Here is a 17206-nt window from a genome sequence, read left to right on the forward strand (position 1 = left end):
ACTGACGTTAGCTTGGTCCTGCTTTGAAGCGTGGAGCGTGTCCACGCGGAGGATCGAGTGATGTTACGCAGGATGATGATGGCAGCGCTGACTGTGGCGGCGGTCGCGCTGTCGGCGCCACAAGTGGCTGAGGCACGCGGCGGTTTCGGACATGGTGGAGGCTTCCACGGCGGTGGCTTCCATGGCGGAGGCGGCTGGGGGCACCGCCATTGGCATGGTGGCGGCTTCTGGCCAGGGGTCGCAATCGGGGCGGGTCTTGCCGGCGCCGGCTACTACGGCGGCTATTACGGCTATGGTTACGGGTACCCTTATTACGGCGTTCCCTATTATTATGGTACCGGCTACAATGATGGTTACGGCGGCTGCTACGTCGCGCGGAAGCGCGTCATGACGCCGTCGGGATGGCGGTACCGTCGGGTCGACGTCTGCGAGTGAGGCGGAATGCCTGTTAAAAAACAAGGCCGTTGACGCAGTATACCGTCAACGACCTTGCCAGCCCCGGATATTGAAATCGGCTCACGCCATCCGGTGACGGCGAGCATCGCGCGGAATCATACGGCCGAATGTGATCCAGTTCACAAGTGGCGAAAATAAAGTTCCCGCGCCGTGATCGGCTCAGCCGCGCGAGCGCTTGCGTGCGCTGGCGTTGACGCGGTGCCGCGCCGGTTTCCTGCGGGTAACCGACGGCGTTTCGACCTCGGTCGCCCGTGCACTGGCAAAGGACTGCCGCAGCCCATCGATGGATTCGTTCAAGGCTGCCACCTGCTCGGACAGGCGCTTGGTGTCGGCCTGTTGCGCCGCCATCAGCCGCTTCATCGTCTGGAGCTGGTCCTGCACGACCTGGAGCTGGTCGATCGATTCCTGCTGGGTCGCCTCGAGCCCCCTAGTCTTCTCGACCAGCTGCTCGGACGCCTGGGCGGTGCGGGCCTGGAGCTGCCGCGAGGCCACCACCCGGTCGGTCTCGGGGGCGGCGCCGGTATAGGCACGCCAGATCGCGATCGAAGTCACGCCCGCGATCAGGAGCAGGAGAGCTGCAGCAGTCAGTGCGATGGGCTGGGCGCCAAGGCGAAGGAGGGGGTTGGACGGTGTGTCCTGGGCGAGATCGATCATCGCGGACAAAACCCAAATTGAAACTTGGTGAGTGGCGAAGACCGGCAACCCAGAGGGTCACCGGGGCGTCCCGAAAATGTTACGTTTCGGCAAGGAATGGGACCAAAAAGAGGCTGAGAGCCAAAAAACCAGTGATCAGCGGGCCTTGCGGTTTCCGAGAGCCCCGTAAGGGGCCGGATCAAGGCTGAAACTGTGAGAACGGCCCCGAATAGTTCTTCGGCCGCGGCGCGGCATAGGGGCCGAGGCGGGACGTCTTCAGTCCCAGCCGCACCAGCGATTCCGCAAGTGTCACGGCGGCGGCGACGCCGTCGACCACGGGCAAGCCGTGCGCGCCGGCGAGCTCGCTCGCAAGATCGGCCATGCCGGCGCAGCCGAGCACGATGGCTTCCGCGCGGTCGTCACGGATGGCGGCGGTAATTTCCCCCGAGATTTTGCCGAGCGCCTCAGTGTTGCGCTCCTCGAGTGCGAGCACCGGCACTTCGGCGGCGCGGACGCTGGCGCAGCGCTCGGCCAGTCCGTATTTCCGCAAGTTATGCTCGATCGGCACGATGGAGACACCGAGCGTGGTCACCACGGCGAAGCGCGCGGAGATCAGGCTCGCGATGTGAAAGCCGGCTTCGCCGATGCCGATCACCGGCGCCTTGGCGGCGGCGCGCGCGGCATCTAAGCCGGTGTCGTCGAAGCAGGCGATGATGTGCGCATCCGCGCCGTCGCGATCGGCCTCGCGGATGCAGCCGAGCATGCCGGGGACCGCGAAAGCCTCATCGTAAAACCCCTCGATCGAGACCGGGCCCATCGCCGGCTGACGCGCGTCGATCACCGTGTCGGGGAAGGCGGCCGCGCGCGCCGCAGCGGCGATCTTTGTCGTCATCGACGCGGTGGTGTTGGGATTGACGACGTGCAGTCGCATCAGACCAGACAAGTCCCTTCTCAGACGAGTCCCTTCTCAGACAAGCCCTTTGCCGGCGTCCGAACCCTTGGCCGCCTGCCGCTTGTTGAGCACGTGGATGGTGCCGAGCGCAAGCGTGATCACCGTGAACGACACAGCCGAGATCACGGTGCCGAGCGCATAGATGTCGGGATTGGTCACGGTGGTCGTGAGGCCCTGGAGATCGAGCGGCAATGTGTTGACCGCGCCGATGGCCTGGCTGGAGCGTGCGAGTTCGTCCCAGGACAGCGTGAAGCCGAACAGGCCGATGCCGATCACGGAAGGTAGGATGATCGGCAGCACGACGTGACGGAAGGTCTGCCACGGCGTCGCCCCGAGATCGCGCGCGGCTTCTTCCAGCCGCGGGTCGAAGCGGTTGAAGATCGCGAACATGATGAGCAGTCCGAACGGCAGCGTCCAGGTCAGGTGCGCGCCGAGCCCGGAGGTGAGCAGGCCCATTGAGGTCTCGAAATTCTCGTTCCAGTGCGCCTTGATCAGGTCGTCGATGATGCGGAATTCGAGCGAGATGCCGAGCGAGGTGATGATCGAGGGCACGATCAGGCTCGCGATCGCCGAGTAGAACAGGATGCTTTGCGCCTTGAACTTGCGGCGGAAGGCCATGCCGGCGGCGACCGACAGCACGACGGTCACGATCATCACGATCACGCCGAGCAGCAGCGAGCGGCGGAAGGCCGCGCCGAGATCGACGATGCCGGTGCCCTGGAACAGTTTTGCAATCCAGAAGGTCGACACGCCGTTCATCGGGAAAGTGAGGCCGCCCTGCGGCCCCTGGAACGACAGCACGTAGATCGCGATCATCGGCCCGTAGAGGAACAGCACATAGGCCGCGAAGAAGATCGCGAGCACATAGAAAGAGCGCGGGCGTCCTTCCTTCATGCTCAGAGCTCCTTCTTGATGTCGACGATGCGCGACATCATGGTAATGATCAGGAAGGTGATGACGAGCAGGATCACGGCGTTGGCGGCGGCGGCCGGGAATTGCAGCGCGTTGACCCGCGTCTCGATGATCTTGCCGGCGGCAGCGATCTGCTGGCCACCCATCACGCCGATGGTGATGAAGTCGCCCATCACGATGGTGATGACGAAGATCGAGCCGATCACGATGCCGGGCTTGGCCAGCGGAATGATGACGTTGATGAGCGTCTGGAAGCCGGTGGCGCCGGCATCATAGGCCGCCTCGATCAGCGACTTGTCGATGCGCACCATCGAATTGAAGATCGGCACCACCATGAAAAAGGTGAAGAGGTGGACCAGCGCAAGCACGACTGAGAATTCGGAAAACAGCAGCCATTCCACGGGGTGATTGATCAAGCCCGTCTTCATCAGGCCCGAGTTCACGAGGCCGTTGCGCCCGAGCAGCGGGATCCAGGCGATCATGCGGATCACGTTGGAGGTCCAGAACGGGATCGTGCAGAGCAGCGACAATCCCATCTGCCAGGTCTTGGACTTGACGTGGAAGGCGAGGAAATAGGCGACCCAGAAGCCGATGAAGAGGGTGATGGCCCAGACCATGAAGCACAGCTTCAGCGTCTTCAGATAGGTCTTGCCGATCGTGCAGAGATCGGGGAGCTGCGCGATGCAACCTTCGAACGTGTCGGTGTAGCCGCGGCCGGAGAAAGCCGGCAGCAACTGGTATTCATTGTAGTCCCAGAACGAGACGATGACGACGAAGACGAGTGGGATCAGGAAGAAGGCGAGAAACACCAGCATCATCGGCCCAGCCTGGAGCCAGGAGATGAAGGACGGCGACAGGCGCGCCGCCTTGCTGCGGCGCGCCGTTTCCGATCCCCGGACGAGGTCCGGGGATGCGTGATGCAGGATGTCCTCAGAGGTGTCCATCACGTCACGCCGCGATGAACTCGTTCCACTTGCGGACCATGTAGTCGTTCTCGTCCATCACCGCGTTCCAGCAGGCGACGCCGCCCATGCGGTCCTCGTAGGAGCCGCCGTCGCGCACCGCGCCGGCCTTCTCGAGCAGCGAGCCGTCGGGAGCCTTGATGTCCTTCTCGGCCGGCTTGCCTTCCATCCAGTAGGCCCACTCGTAGGGCTCCATGTGCGCCTTCGCGGTGGAGAGCACGGCGGAGTAATAGCCCTGGCGATTGAGATAGGCGCCGGCATAGCCCGACAGGAACCAGTTCACGAACTCATAGGCCCATTCGAGCTTGGCGCCCGACACGCCCTTGGAGACGCAGAAGCCCGAGGCCCAGGAGCGGTAGCCTTCCTTCAGCGGTTGGAAGGTGCAGGCAATGCCCATCGAGCGGACCTTGGTGACCGCCGGCGACCACATCGACTGAATGACGGTTTCACCTGATGCCATCAGGTTGACGCTCTCGTTGAAATCCTTCCAGAAGGCGCGGAACTGGCCGGCCTTCTTGGCCTCGGTCATCACCTTCATGGTGAGATCGATCTCCTCCTTGGTCATGTTGCCCTTGTCGGCATATTTGTACTTGCCGGAGGCTTCCACGACCATCGCGGCGTCCATGATGCCGATCGAGGGGATGTTGAGGATCGAGGCCTTGCCCTTGAATTCGGGGTTGAGCAGCTCGGCCCAGGTGCTGATCGGCCGTTTGATCAGGTCGGGGCGGATGCCGAGCGTGTCGGCGTTGTAGACGGTCGGGATCAGCGTCACGAATTCGGTTGGCGACGTCGCGAACTTTTTGGAGTCCTTGCCTTCGAGATAGAGCACCTTCCAAGGCGCGGTGCCCTGGCCGCCGATCTTCTTGCCGCCGGGCGTCTCGCCCTTGGTGAAGACCGGCGTGATGTTGTCGAACTCTTTGATTTTCTTGGCGTCGAGCGCGAGGATATTGCCCGACGGTACCAGCTTCTTCAGCGAGAAGTACTCGGTGTCGAGCACGTCGAAGGAGTTCGGCTGGGTCATCACGCGCTTGGTGACGTCGTCGGTGGTCGCGGTGATGTATTCGATCTTGATGCCGGTGTCCTTCAGGCACTGCTTGGCGATGTCGTCACCCTCGTTCACGGCGGTGCCGAGATAACGCAGCACCTTCGCATCGGCCGACTTCACATAGGGAAAGCCGGTGATCGCGCCGGAGCCGGCGGCAAGGCCCGCGAGACCCGCGGTGCCCTTGAGTAGCGTGCGGCGGCTGACGCCGGTTGTCCTGGTGGTCTCGCTCATGTCAGTCACTCCTTTGTTGCGCATTTCCAGTGATCGATCGGCGCTATTGCAGGCGTTGCGCCTTGGCGGGATCCCAGGTGGCCAGCACGCGATCGCCCGGACGGAACGGGTGGACGTCGAAGGTGGCTTCGGGGACGTGGGAGAACAGGGCGGTGCCGTCGTCGAGCCTGAGCGAGAGGGCGATGTAGGAGCCCTGGTACTCGGTCTGGGTCAGCAGCGCCGGCGCGCCGAACGCGCCATCGGCGAACGGCACGATGCCGAGCTGGTCGGCGCGCACGGCGATGAGCTTGCCGGCATCGCTGAGCACGTTGTGGCCACCGATGAAGCGCGCCACGAATTCGGTACGGGGATGATGGAAGATCTCACGCGCCGTGCCCTGCTGCTCGATCCTGCCGTGGTTCATCACCACGATGTGGTCGGCGAGCGCCATCGCCTCCTCCTGGCCGTGGGTGACCTGGATGAAGCTGATGCCGAGCTCGCGCTGCAGCCGCTTCAGTTCGCCCCGCATCTTCACCCGCAGGAACGGATCGAGCGCGGAGAGCGGCTCGTCGAGCAGCAGGATCTGCGGCTCGGTGATCAGCGCGCGGGCGAGCGCGACGCGCTGCTGCTGGCCGCCGGAGAGCTGCGCCGGGAGACGGCCCGCATATTGGCTCATCGCGACCAGCTCGAGCAATTCGCCGGCACGCTTGTGCCGGGTCGGCTTGTCGATGCCGCGCATCTTCAAGGCGAAGGCGACGTTGTCGATCACGGAGAGATGCGGAAACAGCGCGTAGGACTGGAACATCATCGCCGTGCCGCGCTCGGCCGGCGGCAAGTCGGTGACGTTCTGCGCGCCGAGGATGATGTCGCCCTCGCTGACCGCCTCGTGCCCCGCGATCATGCGCAGGGTCGACGTCTTGCCGCAGCCGGAGGGGCCGAGCAGGCAGCAATAGGTGCCGGCCGGAATCTTCAGGTTGACGTTATCGACCGCCAGCGTGGTGTCGTAGCGCTTGGTGACGGCGACCAGTTCGAGAGCGGCGGGAGTGGCCATGGCGTGTCCGAGGAGGGGCGATGCGTCCCGCCTCTCTCCGCAAGGTCCGTGCCAACAGCCCGCGGCCGGCAAAATCCCAAAACTGTGCAGTGGAGTCAGATCGTTAGATCAAATCCGGCGCAATTGCGCCGCCCGCCGCCTGCGCAATCATCTGCACACAAAACAGGCGACGATTGTATAAAGTTTCGCCTGTGATTGGATACAGGTCGTCGACTAACATTTGAGGCCGAACGTTCGCCGATCGAGCCTCACACCCAACACCTCTAAGCAAATGGCCGCCAAGACCCGCCAAAAACCCGACGCGCCAGACGCGAGCGATCGCGTCAGCCGTATCAGGGAGGGCGTGACCGCAGCGATCCTCGAGCATCGTCTGCTACCGGGTACGAAGCTCGGTGAGGACGAGATCGGCGAGATCTACGGTGCGAGCCGTACGCTGGTGCGCACCGCGCTGCAGCAGCTGGCGCATGAGGGCATCGTCAACATCGAGAAGAACCGCGGCGCCTTCGTCGCGCGCCCGACGCCCGCCGATGCCCGCGAAGTGTTCGAGGCGCGGCGCCTGATCGAGCCCACCATCGTCGATCACGCGATCGACGCGGTCTCACCGGCCTGGCTCGATCGCCTCGGCCAGCATCTTGCCGAAGAGCGCGAAGCGGAATTGCGCGGCGATGCGCGCGCATCGGTGCGGCTCTCCGGCGAGTTTCATCGTCTCGTCGCCGAGATGAGCGGCCATAGCATCTATCTCGGCTTCCTGAAGGAGCTGATCGCACGCTCCTCGCTCATCATCCTGCTCTACCGTCGCCACGACACGCCGGCCTGCGGCACTGATCATCACGCGGGAATCGTCGCCGCGATCCGCAAGCGCGACAAGGCGCGCGCGGGGGCCTTGATGCTGTCGCACCTGAACGAGATCGAGGCGGAGCTGTTCCTGAAGGATCCCGCCGCCGACGAGCTTCCGCTGGCGGATGTGCTCGGCGCCTAAAGCGAACTGTATCGGCTGCCTACGGCAGCGACGATCCTTGGTTGCGCCTGACGATCTTCAGCACAAGCAAACCAGCGCCAAGCACGAGGAAGAGGACGCCCACGAACGTCATTCCGCCGGATTCGAAGGTCACGCCGACCGCGATCAGCAGGCATCCGAGGATGATTGCGAAGAGTCCGCCGAGCTTCTTCACCAGCAGGACGTGTCCGTCACTCGTTTGTGCCACCATGTTAGGCCTCGCCATTCGATATGCGGCCTGCCCTCAGAAGCTATCGTACTCCTGCGCAGGCCGACCGCAATTTGTCGTTGATCACTTCTGCAGCCGGTACTGGCCTTTTGACTAGGGTTCGATGCAAGCGAGACAGCAGCGCTTACTCATTTGCTGGATTTTCCTGTATAATCGTGCTGTCGCTGCTTCTCAGATGGATTCGTATGGCTGAGATGCAAAATCGCCTTGTGGTTGTAAGTTGACTCGACCCGGACACCGGAATCAACTGACACAAGCGTCGAGTTCAAGAGCGGAGCCGAGAATCCGTTCTGCGGAGTGCAGCCATGACGCAACCTCTGGCTGATGAACGAGAGACTGCACGCGAGATCGGTTACGTTTCGACCGGCCACTTGCCCGGCCCGGAGATCGTGCAGTCGCTGGTGAACGAAGCACAGCGACGGTTCAGGTCAAATCACGAGGGGGCCAACTCGCAGGTCTACCCCGCGCTGGCGCGCGTGCCGAGCGAGCTGTTCGGGGTTTGTGTCGTCGGAACCGGTGGGCAGGTCTACGACGCCGGCGACGTCGACTACGAATTCTCCATCATGAGCGTGTCGAAGCCGTTCCTGTTCGCGCTGGTCTGCGAAACCATCGGGCCGGAGCAGGCACGCGCCAGGCTCGGCGCGAATGCGACGGGACTTCCGTTCAACTCGCTCGCCGCGATCGAGCAGGGTAACGGTCGCACCAATCCGATGGTGAATGCCGGCGCGATTGCGACGACCAGCCTGGTGCCTGGCGCTACCGTCGCGGCGCGATGGGCCTTCATTCATGACGGGTTGTCGCGCTTTGCCGGCCGCAAGCTGCCGCTCAACGAAGAGGTCTACGCCTCGGCGTCGGAGACCAACTTTCGCAACCGCAGCATAGCGCGCTTGCTGGAGAGCTATGACCGGATCTACTGCGACGCAAAGGAAGCGACCGATCTCTATACCCGGCAGTGCTCGCTCAATGTGAGCGCGCGCGACCTCGCGGTCATGGGCGCAACGCTTGCCGACGGCGGCGTCAACCCGGTGACCAAGCAGCGCGTGGTCGATGCCTCGGTCTGCCATTACGCCTTGGCTGTCATGATCACGGCCGGGCTCTACGAGACTTCGGGTGACTGGCTCTACGACATCGGCCTGCCCGGCAAGAGCGGGATCGGCGGCGGCATCGTCGCTGTGTCCCCGGGCAAGGGCGGCTTCGGCACCTTCGCGCCGCCACTTGATGCCGCCGGCAACAGCGTGCGGGGGCAACTCGTCGCAAAGTTCCTGTCGCAGCGCCTGGGAATGGATCTGTTCGTATCGCAACCCGAATCGTGAACCCATGCTCGAAGGCCCGGCGGGCTTCCTCGCCTGACCGGTCGCAACGCCGCTCAAGCCGGAGGATGTCATGGCCACACAGACAATCTCGATCGGCGGCATTCACCAGGAGGAACGCGCGTCATGGGTTCCCATGATCGCGATCGCACTCGGTCAGATGATCATGTCGTTCAACGTGGCCTCGTTGCCGGTGGCGATGGGCGGCATGGTCGCAAGCTTCGGCGTGGCGCCGACCACGGTCGCGACGGGGATCGTGGCGTACTCCATGCTGGTTGCGGGCTTCGTGATGCTGGGCGCCAAGCTCGCCCAGCGCTTCGGCGCGTTGCAGGTGTTCCGCATGGCCGTCGTGCTGTTCTTCGTCTCGCAGCTCATGATGACGTTCAGCCCCTCGGCGGCGGTCATGATCTCGGCGCAGGCGCTCTGCGGCGCCGCCGGCGCGGTGATCGTGCCCTCGCTCGTGGCGCTGATCGCCGAGAATTATGCCGGCCGCCAGCAGGCGACTGCACTTGGTGCACTCGGCTCGGCCCGTGCGGCGGCCGGCGTGCTCGCCTTCGTCATCGGCGGGGTGTTGGGGACGTATATTGGCTGGCGGCCGGCCTTCGGGATCCTGATCGCGGCCTCCGCCATCGTCTTCCTGATGAGCTTCCGCCTCAAGCCCGATCACGGCCGCTCCGATGTGCAGATCGACCTCGTCGGCGTCGTGCTCGCCGCGAGCGCGATCATCCTCATCAGCTTCGGCTTCAACAATCTGAACGGCTGGGGCCTTGCGGTTGCGACGCCGAATGCGCCGTTCGATCTGCTCGGCATATCGCCGGCGCCGATCATGATCGTGGTTGGGATCGTGCTGGGCCAGGGCTTCCTGCTCTGGACGCACCGGCGCCAGGCCGCGGGCAAAACGCCGCTGCTGGCGCTGGAGGTGGTGGATTCGCCGCAGGAGCGCTGCGCGGTCTTTGCCTTGTTTGCCGTGGTGGCGCTGGAGGCTGCACTGAACTTTACCGTGCCGCTTTACATCCAGATCGTGCAGGGGCGTTCGCCGCTCGCGACTGCGATTGCGATGATGCCGTTCAACCTCACGGTCTTCTTCTCGGCGATGCTCATCGTGAATGTCTACGAGCGGCTGACGCCGCGCCAGATCGGCCGCTACGGCTTTGCGTTCTGCACCGTAGCCTTGGTCTGGCTCGCCTTTGTCGTGCGTAACGACTGGAGCGAGGTTCCCGTGTTGTTCGGGCTTGTCCTGTTCGGCATCGGCCAGGGCTCACTGGTGACCTTGCTGTTCAACGTCCTGGTCACCGCATCGCCGAAGGCGCTCGCCGGCGACGTCGGCTCCTTGCGCGGCACGACGCAAAACCTCGCTGCCGCAGTCGGCACCGCGGTCGCAGGAGCCCTCCTGGTCGGTCTGCTCAGCACCATCGCACTCGGCAAGATCACGGCAAGTCCCGTGCTCACGCCGGAGCTTCAGGCCCAGGTCGATCTCGACAACATCACCTTCGTCAGCAACGACCGCCTGCGCACCGTGCTGGAAGGCACGAGCGGATCGCCGCAGCAGGTCGCAGAAGCCGTGCGGGTGAACATCGAGGCACGCCTGCGGGCGCTCAAGATCGGACTCTTGATCATGGCGGGTCTCGCCCTGATTGCGATCATCCCGGCCGGACGGCTTCCGGACTATCTGCCGGGCGAGATTCCGAGCGATGAGGCCGCTGCGAAAACCTGAGTTGAAGAGAGGCGGGGGATTTCGCGAAGGAGAATCCCGGCAATGAGCTCAGTGTGCGAGATGGATCGACGCGCCGCGTTGCGGACGCTGTTCGGAGGCGTGATTGTCGCTGGTGCAGGAGTGACCCTGTGGCCGCACGTTGCTGTGGCCCTGCCGGAGCCAATCGATCATCCCGTTCCGCGCACGCGCGAGCCCGCCGGCACCTTTGCGCAGCAGACTGTCCGTCCGTTACCGGCCCCCGGCCATCGTCCACCGCATCGGCCGCCACACCGACCGCCGCCTCGTCCGCCATCATGGCGTCGGCGGCGTCGGCGCTGGGAGTGCTGGTGGCACCGTGGTCGCCGTCATTGCGGATGGCGCTGGAGGTAACCGAGGAGGAATGTCATGACGACTTACGACAATAGCGCCCCGATGGGCGCAACCGGACTGCCGCAACCGTCCCGCTGGGTCTGCGTCCTGCTGGGGCTCTTCATGGTGTTCGCGGGACTAATGGTGCTGGGCGACGTTGCGTTCTTCACCGTGGTCAGCGCGCTGTTCATTGGCTGGATGGCCATCGCCGCTGGCGCCTTCGAAATTTTCCACGCGTTCTGGACCAAGGGCTGGGGCGGCTTCGTCTGGCAGGTCATCCTCGGCATCCTCTATATTGCCTTCGGCATTGTTCTGGTCAGCCAACCGCTGACCGGAGCGCTCCTCCTCACTTATGTGCTCGGCATTGCGCTGCTGGTCTCCGGTGTCGTACGCATGCTGATCGGCATCGGCCGCTGGCAGCAGGGCGGTGGCATCATGCTCGCGTCGGGCCTCTTTGGTGTTCTGGCGGGACTCATCATCCTCACGGGCTTTCCGACGACGGGGCTGTGGGTTCTGGGACTGCTGCTCGGCATCGACCTGTTGTCTCACGGCATTGGGTGGCTGACTTTTGCCTGGCTCCCGGTGGCCAAGCCTGCGTAAGCGCCACGCTGGTTGCATAGGTTGGGTTGGCGTAGGCCAGGGCCGCCCTATAGGCTGCCATGGCGGCTTGGTTCGTTGGAGCCGCCTTCAGTCTATTGGCGCAGCACCGGCCAGGTCATCGACGGCGGTGGCCGCGTGCTGATGCCCGGCTGATCGACGCATATCGGCATGCGATGCCGGTGCGGCCGGACCTACGCGACCGCATCATCGGCTGAGTTCGCTTTCGGCGGCAAGCTGCCCGTCAGGCGTGATCTCGTATTCGCCGTCGTGCTTGGTCATCCATCCTGACCTGACCATCTCTCGTGCAAGCTGTATCGAGCAGATCGGATGGCTGCCTCCGGGGTGATACAGCCTGTCATTGCGGACGAGCAGGTGCCCGTACAATTGAGCCTGACGCAGCGCCCTGCGCATTCCGGGTGATGGAGTTCTCATGCCGTTTCATGCGCGAGCACGATGAAGGTTCCTAATCGATGTGGTGAGCACCGATGGCATTTCCGCTCGCCGGCCGCCGACAGGAACCCTGATCCTTCCGCATCGTTTGTTCTTCCGAGGAGAACTGCCATGAACGTAAGGGACGAGCACACCCGATCGCCCTGGATGGATGTCTCGGTCGCTGTCGCGCCGGCGCTATCCGGGACCGTGGGGACAGACGTCGTCGTTGTCGGCTCTGGAATTGCCGGGTTATCGGTCGCCTATGAACTTGCCTGCCACGGACGTTCGGTCGTGGTGCTGGACCGCGGCGGCATCGGCAGCGGGATGACGGCGCGTACCACCGCGCACCTGGCGACGGCGCTCGATGACGGTTACGACGAGTTGGTGAGGGTGCGAGGCCCCGAATGTGCCCGCCACTACTATCAGAGCGTCGTGACCGCGATCGAGCGCGCCGAGGCCATCCAGCGTACCGAGCACATCGATTGCGATTTTCAACGCGTGGACGGTTATTGGGTGCTGGCGCCTGATACGCCCGCGTCCGAGCTGGATGAGGAATTGGATTGCTGTCGCAAGCTGGGGATTCCCGTCGAGAATTGCCTCCAGCCGACCCCGTTCCATGCCAAAGGCCAGACGCGTTCGCTGCGTTTTCCGCGCCAGGCGCGCCTGCACCCGACCAAGTATCTCGCTGGTCTTGCGAGCGCACTGGAGCGCCGGGGAGCGAAGCTCTACGCCGACACGTGTGTCGAGAGCATTCGCCAACGTCAAGGCGACATGGTGGTGACGACCGCCTCGGGCCACGAGGTCCACGCCGCCGACGTGGTGGTCGCGACGAACTCGCCCGTCAATGTGCGGGTCGCGATCCACACCAAGCAGGCACCCTACCGCACCTATGCGCTCGCCGCGAAGATTGCGGCCGGCGCGCTGGAGGATGCGCTCTATTGGGATACGCTCGATCCCTACCACTATGTCCGGCTCCAGCCGTTCTCCACTGATGAGGATATCGTGATCATCGGCGGCGAAGACCATAAGTCGGGTGAAGCGAACGACGGCGCACAACGCCTTGATGCGCTCGAACGCTGGGCGCGCGAGCGATTACCGGACCTGCGCGAGGTCACTCATCGGTGGTCCGGCCAGGTGCTGGAGCCGGTCGATTTCGCCGGCTTCATCGGCCGCAGCCCCGGCGAAGAGCATCTCTTCGTCGTCAGCGGCGATTCAGGACAGGGGATCACGAACGGGCTCGTCGCCGGCTTATTGGTGAAGGATCTGATCACGATTGGTGCGAGCCCGTGGGAAGACGTCTACGCCCCGGCCCGGAAGATTCACAGGAACATCGGCGAGTTCATCAGCGAGAACATCACGCCGCTGAAGAATTTCGCGGAGTATCTTGCGGCGAGCGAGATCGCGAGCGTCGAACATCTGCGGCCCGGCGAGGGGCGCCTCGTCCGCAGCGGCTTGAAGAAGATCGCAGCATGCCGGGACCGGAACGGGCATTTGCATTTGCATTCGGCAAGCTGCACCCATCTCGGCTGCGTCGTGCACTGGAATTCACTCGAGCAGTGTTGGGATTGCCCGTGTCACGGGTCGCAGTTCGCGCCTGATGGCACCGCGCTCAATGGACCCGCAGTGGCGCCGCTGGGCGAGGCCGACAAGCCGATCAATGTTCAAGCCGCAGAGTGAGCGGCAGTCCCCAAGATGTTGCGATGAGGCTTCAGGGAGCTCCGCCGCCGACGACCCCGCGGCTGGCGAATGTGCTAGGCGCCTGAGCGCGCGCAGCCCGACGTCACACGCGACCTCTCCGATTCATTTTCTTTGACTCAATTGCCGTCGAACGAGCCGATCCCTCGTCAAAGGAGATGGCAGAGCTGCACATGGCGGCCATGGTTGTAAGTTGACGGAAATCAAACTTCGGCGTCAACTGCGCCCGGACGTTGCGTGCCTGCCATCAACCTCGTGTAGCCTGAACCTGTGCGGAAGGCTGATATGTCGGGTTTGAGGATGTCGGCCAAGCTGTTCGCTGCATTGCTTGCGGGCCTTGCAATGACGCTCGGTAGCCTGTCATCCGCGCCGGCTCAGGAGTCCACGGTCCTGTTCCGGAATGTCAGGATATTCGACGGCAAAGGCAGCGCGCTCTCGGCGCCATCCAGCGTCATCGTCAGAAACGGCATCATTGAGAAGATTTCGACGGCGGACGTCACGACCACCGCACAAATCATCGATGGTGGCGGGCGCGTGCTGATGCCGGGCCTGATCGATGCGCATTGGCACGCGATGCTGGTGCGGCCGACGCCGATGGCCGTACTCGCCGGTGACATCGGCTACAACAATTTGCTCGCCGCGAGCGAGGCGACGGCGACCCTGATGCGCGGCTTCACCACCGTGCGAGACATGGGCGGGCCGAGCTTCGGCCTCAAGCAGGCCATCGACGAGGATCTCGTCGCCGGTCCCCGCATCTATCCATCCGGCGCCATGATCACCATCACCGGCGGCCACGGCGACTTCCGCCAGCTGTCCGATCTGCCGCGCACCATCGGCGGCATGCTGACCCGCATGGAGCGGATCGGTGGCAGCATCGTCGCCGACAGTCCCGACGAGGTCCGCGTGCGGGCGCGCGAGCAGCTGATGCAGGGCGCCTCGCAAGTCAAGCTCACGGCGGGCGGCGGCGTCGCGTCGCCGTTCAGCCCGCTCGACGTCTCCACCTTCACCGAGCCGGAGCTGCGCGCGGCCGTCGAAGCTGCCGACAATTGGGGAACTTACGTTGCCACGCACGCCTATACGCCGGTCGCGATCGAGCGCTCGATCGCGGCCGGCGTGAGGTGCATCGAGCATGGTCACCTCATGGACGAGGCGAGCGCGAAGCTGATCGCGGAGAAGGGCGTCTGGCTCAGCACACAGCCGTTCCTCGATCTGTCCGGTGCCGCTGCGCTCGGACCTGCGGAGCAGGACAAGATGCGGCAGGTGGTTGCCGGCACGGATCGCGTCTACGCGCTGGCGAAGAAGTACAGGATCAAGACCGCGTTCGGTACCGACGTGCTGTTCTCGAAGGCGCTGGCGGACAAGCAAGGCTCGATGCTGGCCGCGCTGACGCGCTGGTACACGCCGGCCGAAGCGCTGGCGATGGCAACGTCCGCGAACGCCGAGCTGCTGAGCCTGTCGGGCCTGCGCAATCCCTATCCCGGCAAGCTCGGCGTGGTTGAGGAGGGCGCGCTGGCCGATCTCCTGCTCGTCGACGGCAATCCGCTCGATAACTTCGCCCTCATCGAAGATCCCGCGAAGAATTTTGTCGTGATCATGAAGAGCGGCAAGATCTACCGGAACAGTCTCGCGCGCTGACGCCGCGCGAAATTTTTGCCCACAGGCTCGCCGATCGGCGTGCAGCGGTCCTTAGGACAGCTGACGGGACTTCATCGCAGCGCGCGTGCCCTGGTCGCGGCGAGCCCAGCAGAACTATCGCGCATTCCCAAAAAAGTTGCGCCCAGCCATTGGGGGATGGCTGGGCGCGCGCGAACCGGTCTGGGACGGGGAGGGGTGGGGATGTGACCGGGTCGCGTAACTCGTTGTCTCGTTCCTACTGATCCTTCGCGCTGGCGGTGGAGACCGCCGGCTTGGTATCGCCGAGCGAGACCCAGACGTTGGGATCGCTCTGCGACTGGCGCTTGACGAAGCGGTAGCCGGTCTCCGTCCAGGCGACGACGTTCTCGTTCTGATTGTCCAGAACGAACTCGCCCTTGTCGGTCTTCACCGTCAGCACCGCGTGGCCTTCGCCCTTCTTGTCGCGCACGACGGTGATGAGCAGGGCCTGGCGCGGCCATCCGGCATCCATCAGCATCTTGCGCTTCAACAGCACGTAGTCTTCACAGTCGCCGTAGCCGTCTGACGGCAGCGACCACTTCTCGATCACGCCCCAGTGCTCCTGGTCGGTCAAAGGCTTGACGGTCTCGTTGACCCAGCGATTGACCTTGACGAGGTCGCGCCATGCGGCCTGCGACATCACGATGTCGCGCGGCTGCATCGCCGTGCCCTGGCACTGAGCGGCATTGTCCGCGCAGAACTCGACCCAGCCGATCGGCGCACGCGTGGTGTCGCCGAGGCTCGCGTAGAGCAGACGGCCTTCGCCGGCCTGCGCTGCCGCGCTGATCCCGAAGAGCGTGGCGACCAGCGCCAGCCTCTTCCCCTGTCCCCTGAAGTCAAACATTGCAGCCCCCGTTTCTTGTTGGGACCACATTTCGCATGGAGCTTTTGAGTTGCCGCTAAGTCAGCCAAGTCAAGTCGAGACGAATGCAAGTAAAAGGCGCGGCGAATTCGATCTATACTTGAATCGAATTCGAATAAAATTCGATATGACTGCAATTGATTCAAATTTTATCGATTAACGCGGAAACGCTGGCAGAAGCGCTGTTTGCGCGCAGCTGCAACCCACGCGTTAACCGCGAGGCGGCTCGCCGCGGGACACGAAAAAGGCGGCGTCCGCATCGCGGAAGCCGCCTTCGAGCCTGGAAATGTCGCGGTTTTCGCGTCCTCGCGCTTTACCGCGCGGTAACGCTCTCTTCGAGTGTCTCGACCGGCTGCTCGTGCATGAACTCCAGCGCAAAGCCGTCTTCGAGGTTTCGGACCACGCGGCCCTGGACCCGGCCGAGCAGAACGATCGATTTCAGCGGCGGGCGGTTTTCGGCGGCGATGGCGGCGCCCGACAGCGAGAGATCGATGATGCGGCAGGTCATCTTGGTGCCGTCCTCGAGCGTCAGCACCGCGATCGGGTTGCGCGGCACGATACGGTCGTGGCGGCGGTCCTCCGGCAGATTGAGGATGTCGCGGTTGGCGAGCCAGGTCAGCTGGGCCGCGAGCTTGTCGCGTTTCCTCGGCGTCGCACCGATCGTCATGGCGAAGCCGTTGTCGATGATACGGGTGATCTTGCCCTCGACGCGGCCGATATGGTCGAGATAGGCGACCACGCGGTCGCCGACATTGCCGATCCCGGGGGCGAGCAAAGCGAGGCCGCCCGGCGACATGTTGATCACCTGGCAGGGGAATTCCCGGCGGTCCGGCAGCATGTAGCGGCCGAGCAGGTGCACCTTCACCCGCTGGAAGCGCCTGCGCTCCTCGGCGGCCGGAAGAAATTTTTTGTTCGCCAACGCCATTTCCAACACCCGACCCCCCGCCCGGGCGGAGTCCGGGACGACCCTAAGGTGCATAGGGTTAATGCCGCGTTAGGATTGGAGACGTCGGTTACGAACGGAAACAATGCGCTCCAAACATCACATCAGGGGCGGGCACCCTTGACGGGCCGAGACCGGGCGACTGTGCGGTCCCGGCTGGCGACCAGGCCGCCTTCAGGCCCTCTTTGCCGCGCGCCCATGG

General features: G+C 64.0%; 16 protein-coding genes. 7 read left to right on the forward strand and 9 right to left on the reverse strand.

Annotation, left to right across the window (positions count from 1 at the left end; genetic code table 11):
- Positions 1-60 precede the first annotated feature (60 nt).
- Complete coding sequence (locus ACVIIV_RS20850; RefSeq protein ID WP_456745839.1) at positions 61-435, forward strand: hypothetical protein; 375 nt, start codon at positions 61-63, stop codon at positions 433-435.
- Between the two features lie 180 nt (positions 436-615).
- Here ACVIIV_RS20850 and ACVIIV_RS20855 read toward each other — a convergent pair whose 3' ends face one another.
- From ACVIIV_RS20855 to ACVIIV_RS20880, 6 genes are all read right to left on the reverse strand, one after another.
- Positions 616-1110, reverse strand: coding sequence for a hypothetical protein (locus ACVIIV_RS20855; protein WP_456745840.1), 495 nt, complete (start codon positions 1108-1110; stop codon positions 616-618).
- Between the two features lie 178 nt (positions 1111-1288).
- A complete protein-coding gene (locus tag ACVIIV_RS20860; RefSeq protein ID WP_456745841.1) occupies positions 1289-2020 on the reverse strand; it encodes an aspartate/glutamate racemase family protein in 732 nt (243 codons plus the stop codon).
- A 36-nt stretch (positions 2021-2056) separates the two neighbouring features.
- Positions 2057-2935: an ABC transporter permease gene (locus ACVIIV_RS20865; protein ID WP_025575681.1), complete on the reverse strand. Its 879-nt coding sequence runs from the start codon at positions 2933-2935 to the stop codon at positions 2057-2059.
- A 2-nt stretch (positions 2936-2937) separates the two neighbouring features.
- Positions 2938-3897 (reverse strand): ABC transporter permease, encoded by a 960-nt coding sequence (locus ACVIIV_RS20870; protein ID WP_456745842.1) that lies wholly within the window; start codon positions 3895-3897, stop codon positions 2938-2940.
- Positions 3898-3901: 4 nt separating this feature from the next.
- Positions 3902-5191 carry an ABC transporter substrate-binding protein gene (locus tag ACVIIV_RS20875; RefSeq protein ID WP_456745843.1) on the reverse strand — a complete coding sequence of 430 codons (1290 nt, stop codon included), beginning with the start codon at positions 5189-5191 and terminating at the stop codon, positions 3902-3904.
- Positions 5192-5234: 43 nt separating this feature from the next.
- Positions 5235-6221 (reverse strand): ABC transporter ATP-binding protein, encoded by a 987-nt coding sequence (locus ACVIIV_RS20880; RefSeq protein ID WP_456745844.1) that lies wholly within the window; start codon positions 6219-6221, stop codon positions 5235-5237.
- A 271-nt stretch (positions 6222-6492) separates the two neighbouring features.
- On the opposite strand from ACVIIV_RS20880, the gene ACVIIV_RS20885 reads away from it, so the two are divergent.
- Positions 6493-7200, forward strand: coding sequence for a GntR family transcriptional regulator (locus ACVIIV_RS20885; protein WP_456745845.1), 708 nt, complete (start codon positions 6493-6495; stop codon positions 7198-7200).
- Positions 7201-7219: 19 nt separating this feature from the next.
- On the opposite strand, the gene ACVIIV_RS20890 is transcribed toward ACVIIV_RS20885, so the two are convergent.
- The gene (locus tag ACVIIV_RS20890) at positions 7220-7393 is read right to left on the reverse strand and encodes a hypothetical protein (protein ID WP_456745846.1); all 174 of its coding nucleotides are present in this window, start codon (positions 7391-7393) and stop codon (positions 7220-7222) included.
- A gap of 359 nt (positions 7394-7752) precedes the next feature.
- Between ACVIIV_RS20890 and glsA the strand changes: the two genes are divergently transcribed.
- The 5 genes from glsA (at position 7753) to ACVIIV_RS20915 (ending at position 15181) form a co-directional block, all read left to right on the forward strand.
- The gene (gene glsA / locus ACVIIV_RS20895) at positions 7753-8760 is read left to right on the forward strand and encodes a glutaminase A (protein ID WP_456745847.1); all 1008 of its coding nucleotides are present in this window, start codon (positions 7753-7755) and stop codon (positions 8758-8760) included.
- A gap of 70 nt (positions 8761-8830) precedes the next feature.
- Positions 8831-10471 (forward strand): MFS transporter, encoded by a 1641-nt coding sequence (locus ACVIIV_RS20900; RefSeq protein ID WP_456745848.1) that lies wholly within the window; start codon positions 8831-8833, stop codon positions 10469-10471.
- A gap of 384 nt (positions 10472-10855) precedes the next feature.
- Complete coding sequence (locus tag ACVIIV_RS20905) at positions 10856-11419, forward strand: HdeD family acid-resistance protein (RefSeq protein WP_456745849.1); 564 nt, start codon at positions 10856-10858, stop codon at positions 11417-11419.
- Positions 11420-11980: 561 nt separating this feature from the next.
- Positions 11981-13528 (forward strand): FAD-dependent oxidoreductase, encoded by a 1548-nt coding sequence (locus tag ACVIIV_RS20910; protein WP_456745850.1) that lies wholly within the window; start codon positions 11981-11983, stop codon positions 13526-13528.
- A gap of 303 nt (positions 13529-13831) precedes the next feature.
- Positions 13832-15181 (forward strand): amidohydrolase family protein, encoded by a 1350-nt coding sequence (locus ACVIIV_RS20915; protein ID WP_456745851.1) that lies wholly within the window; start codon positions 13832-13834, stop codon positions 15179-15181.
- 235 nt (positions 15182-15416) lie between these two features.
- Here the strand turns inward: ACVIIV_RS20915 and ACVIIV_RS20920 are convergent, their stop codons facing one another.
- Complete coding sequence (locus tag ACVIIV_RS20920; RefSeq protein ID WP_456745852.1) at positions 15417-16043, reverse strand: transglutaminase-like cysteine peptidase; 627 nt, start codon at positions 16041-16043, stop codon at positions 15417-15419.
- A gap of 331 nt (positions 16044-16374) precedes the next feature.
- Complete coding sequence (locus ACVIIV_RS20925; RefSeq protein WP_063682600.1) at positions 16375-16986, reverse strand: PilZ domain-containing protein; 612 nt, start codon at positions 16984-16986, stop codon at positions 16375-16377.
- Positions 16987-17206 lie beyond the last annotated feature (220 nt).

This window comes from Bradyrhizobium sp. USDA 4354 (genome assembly GCF_054060315.1).

Excerpts from the sequence above, each read along its gene's own strand:
- ACVIIV_RS20850 (WP_456745839.1), top strand. The coding sequence starts at position 61 with ATGTTACGCAGGATGATGATGGCAGCGCTGACTGTGGCGGCGGTCGCG.
- ACVIIV_RS20855 (WP_456745840.1), bottom strand. The coding sequence starts at position 1,110 with ATGATCGATCTCGCCCAGGACACACCGTCCAACCCCCTCCTTCGCCTT.
- ACVIIV_RS20860 (WP_456745841.1), bottom strand. The coding sequence starts at position 2,020 with ATGCGACTGCACGTCGTCAATCCCAACACCACCGCGTCGATGACGACA.
- ACVIIV_RS20865 (WP_025575681.1), bottom strand. The coding sequence starts at position 2,935 with ATGAAGGAAGGACGCCCGCGCTCTTTCTATGTGCTCGCGATCTTCTTC.
- ACVIIV_RS20870 (WP_456745842.1), bottom strand. The coding sequence starts at position 3,897 with ATGGACACCTCTGAGGACATCCTGCATCACGCATCCCCGGACCTCGTC.
- ACVIIV_RS20875 (WP_456745843.1), bottom strand. The coding sequence starts at position 5,191 with ATGAGCGAGACCACCAGGACAACCGGCGTCAGCCGCCGCACGCTACTC.
- ACVIIV_RS20880 (WP_456745844.1), bottom strand. The coding sequence starts at position 6,221 with ATGGCCACTCCCGCCGCTCTCGAACTGGTCGCCGTCACCAAGCGCTAC.
- ACVIIV_RS20885 (WP_456745845.1), top strand. The coding sequence starts at position 6,493 with ATGGCCGCCAAGACCCGCCAAAAACCCGACGCGCCAGACGCGAGCGAT.
- glsA (WP_456745847.1), top strand. The coding sequence starts at position 7,753 with ATGACGCAACCTCTGGCTGATGAACGAGAGACTGCACGCGAGATCGGT.
- ACVIIV_RS20900 (WP_456745848.1), top strand. The coding sequence starts at position 8,831 with ATGGCCACACAGACAATCTCGATCGGCGGCATTCACCAGGAGGAACGC.
- ACVIIV_RS20905 (WP_456745849.1), top strand. The coding sequence starts at position 10,856 with ATGACGACTTACGACAATAGCGCCCCGATGGGCGCAACCGGACTGCCG.
- ACVIIV_RS20910 (WP_456745850.1), top strand. The coding sequence starts at position 11,981 with ATGAACGTAAGGGACGAGCACACCCGATCGCCCTGGATGGATGTCTCG.
- ACVIIV_RS20915 (WP_456745851.1), top strand. The coding sequence starts at position 13,832 with ATGTCGGGTTTGAGGATGTCGGCCAAGCTGTTCGCTGCATTGCTTGCG.
- ACVIIV_RS20920 (WP_456745852.1), bottom strand. The coding sequence starts at position 16,043 with ATGTTTGACTTCAGGGGACAGGGGAAGAGGCTGGCGCTGGTCGCCACG.
- ACVIIV_RS20925 (WP_063682600.1), bottom strand. The coding sequence starts at position 16,986 with ATGGCGTTGGCGAACAAAAAATTTCTTCCGGCCGCCGAGGAGCGCAGG.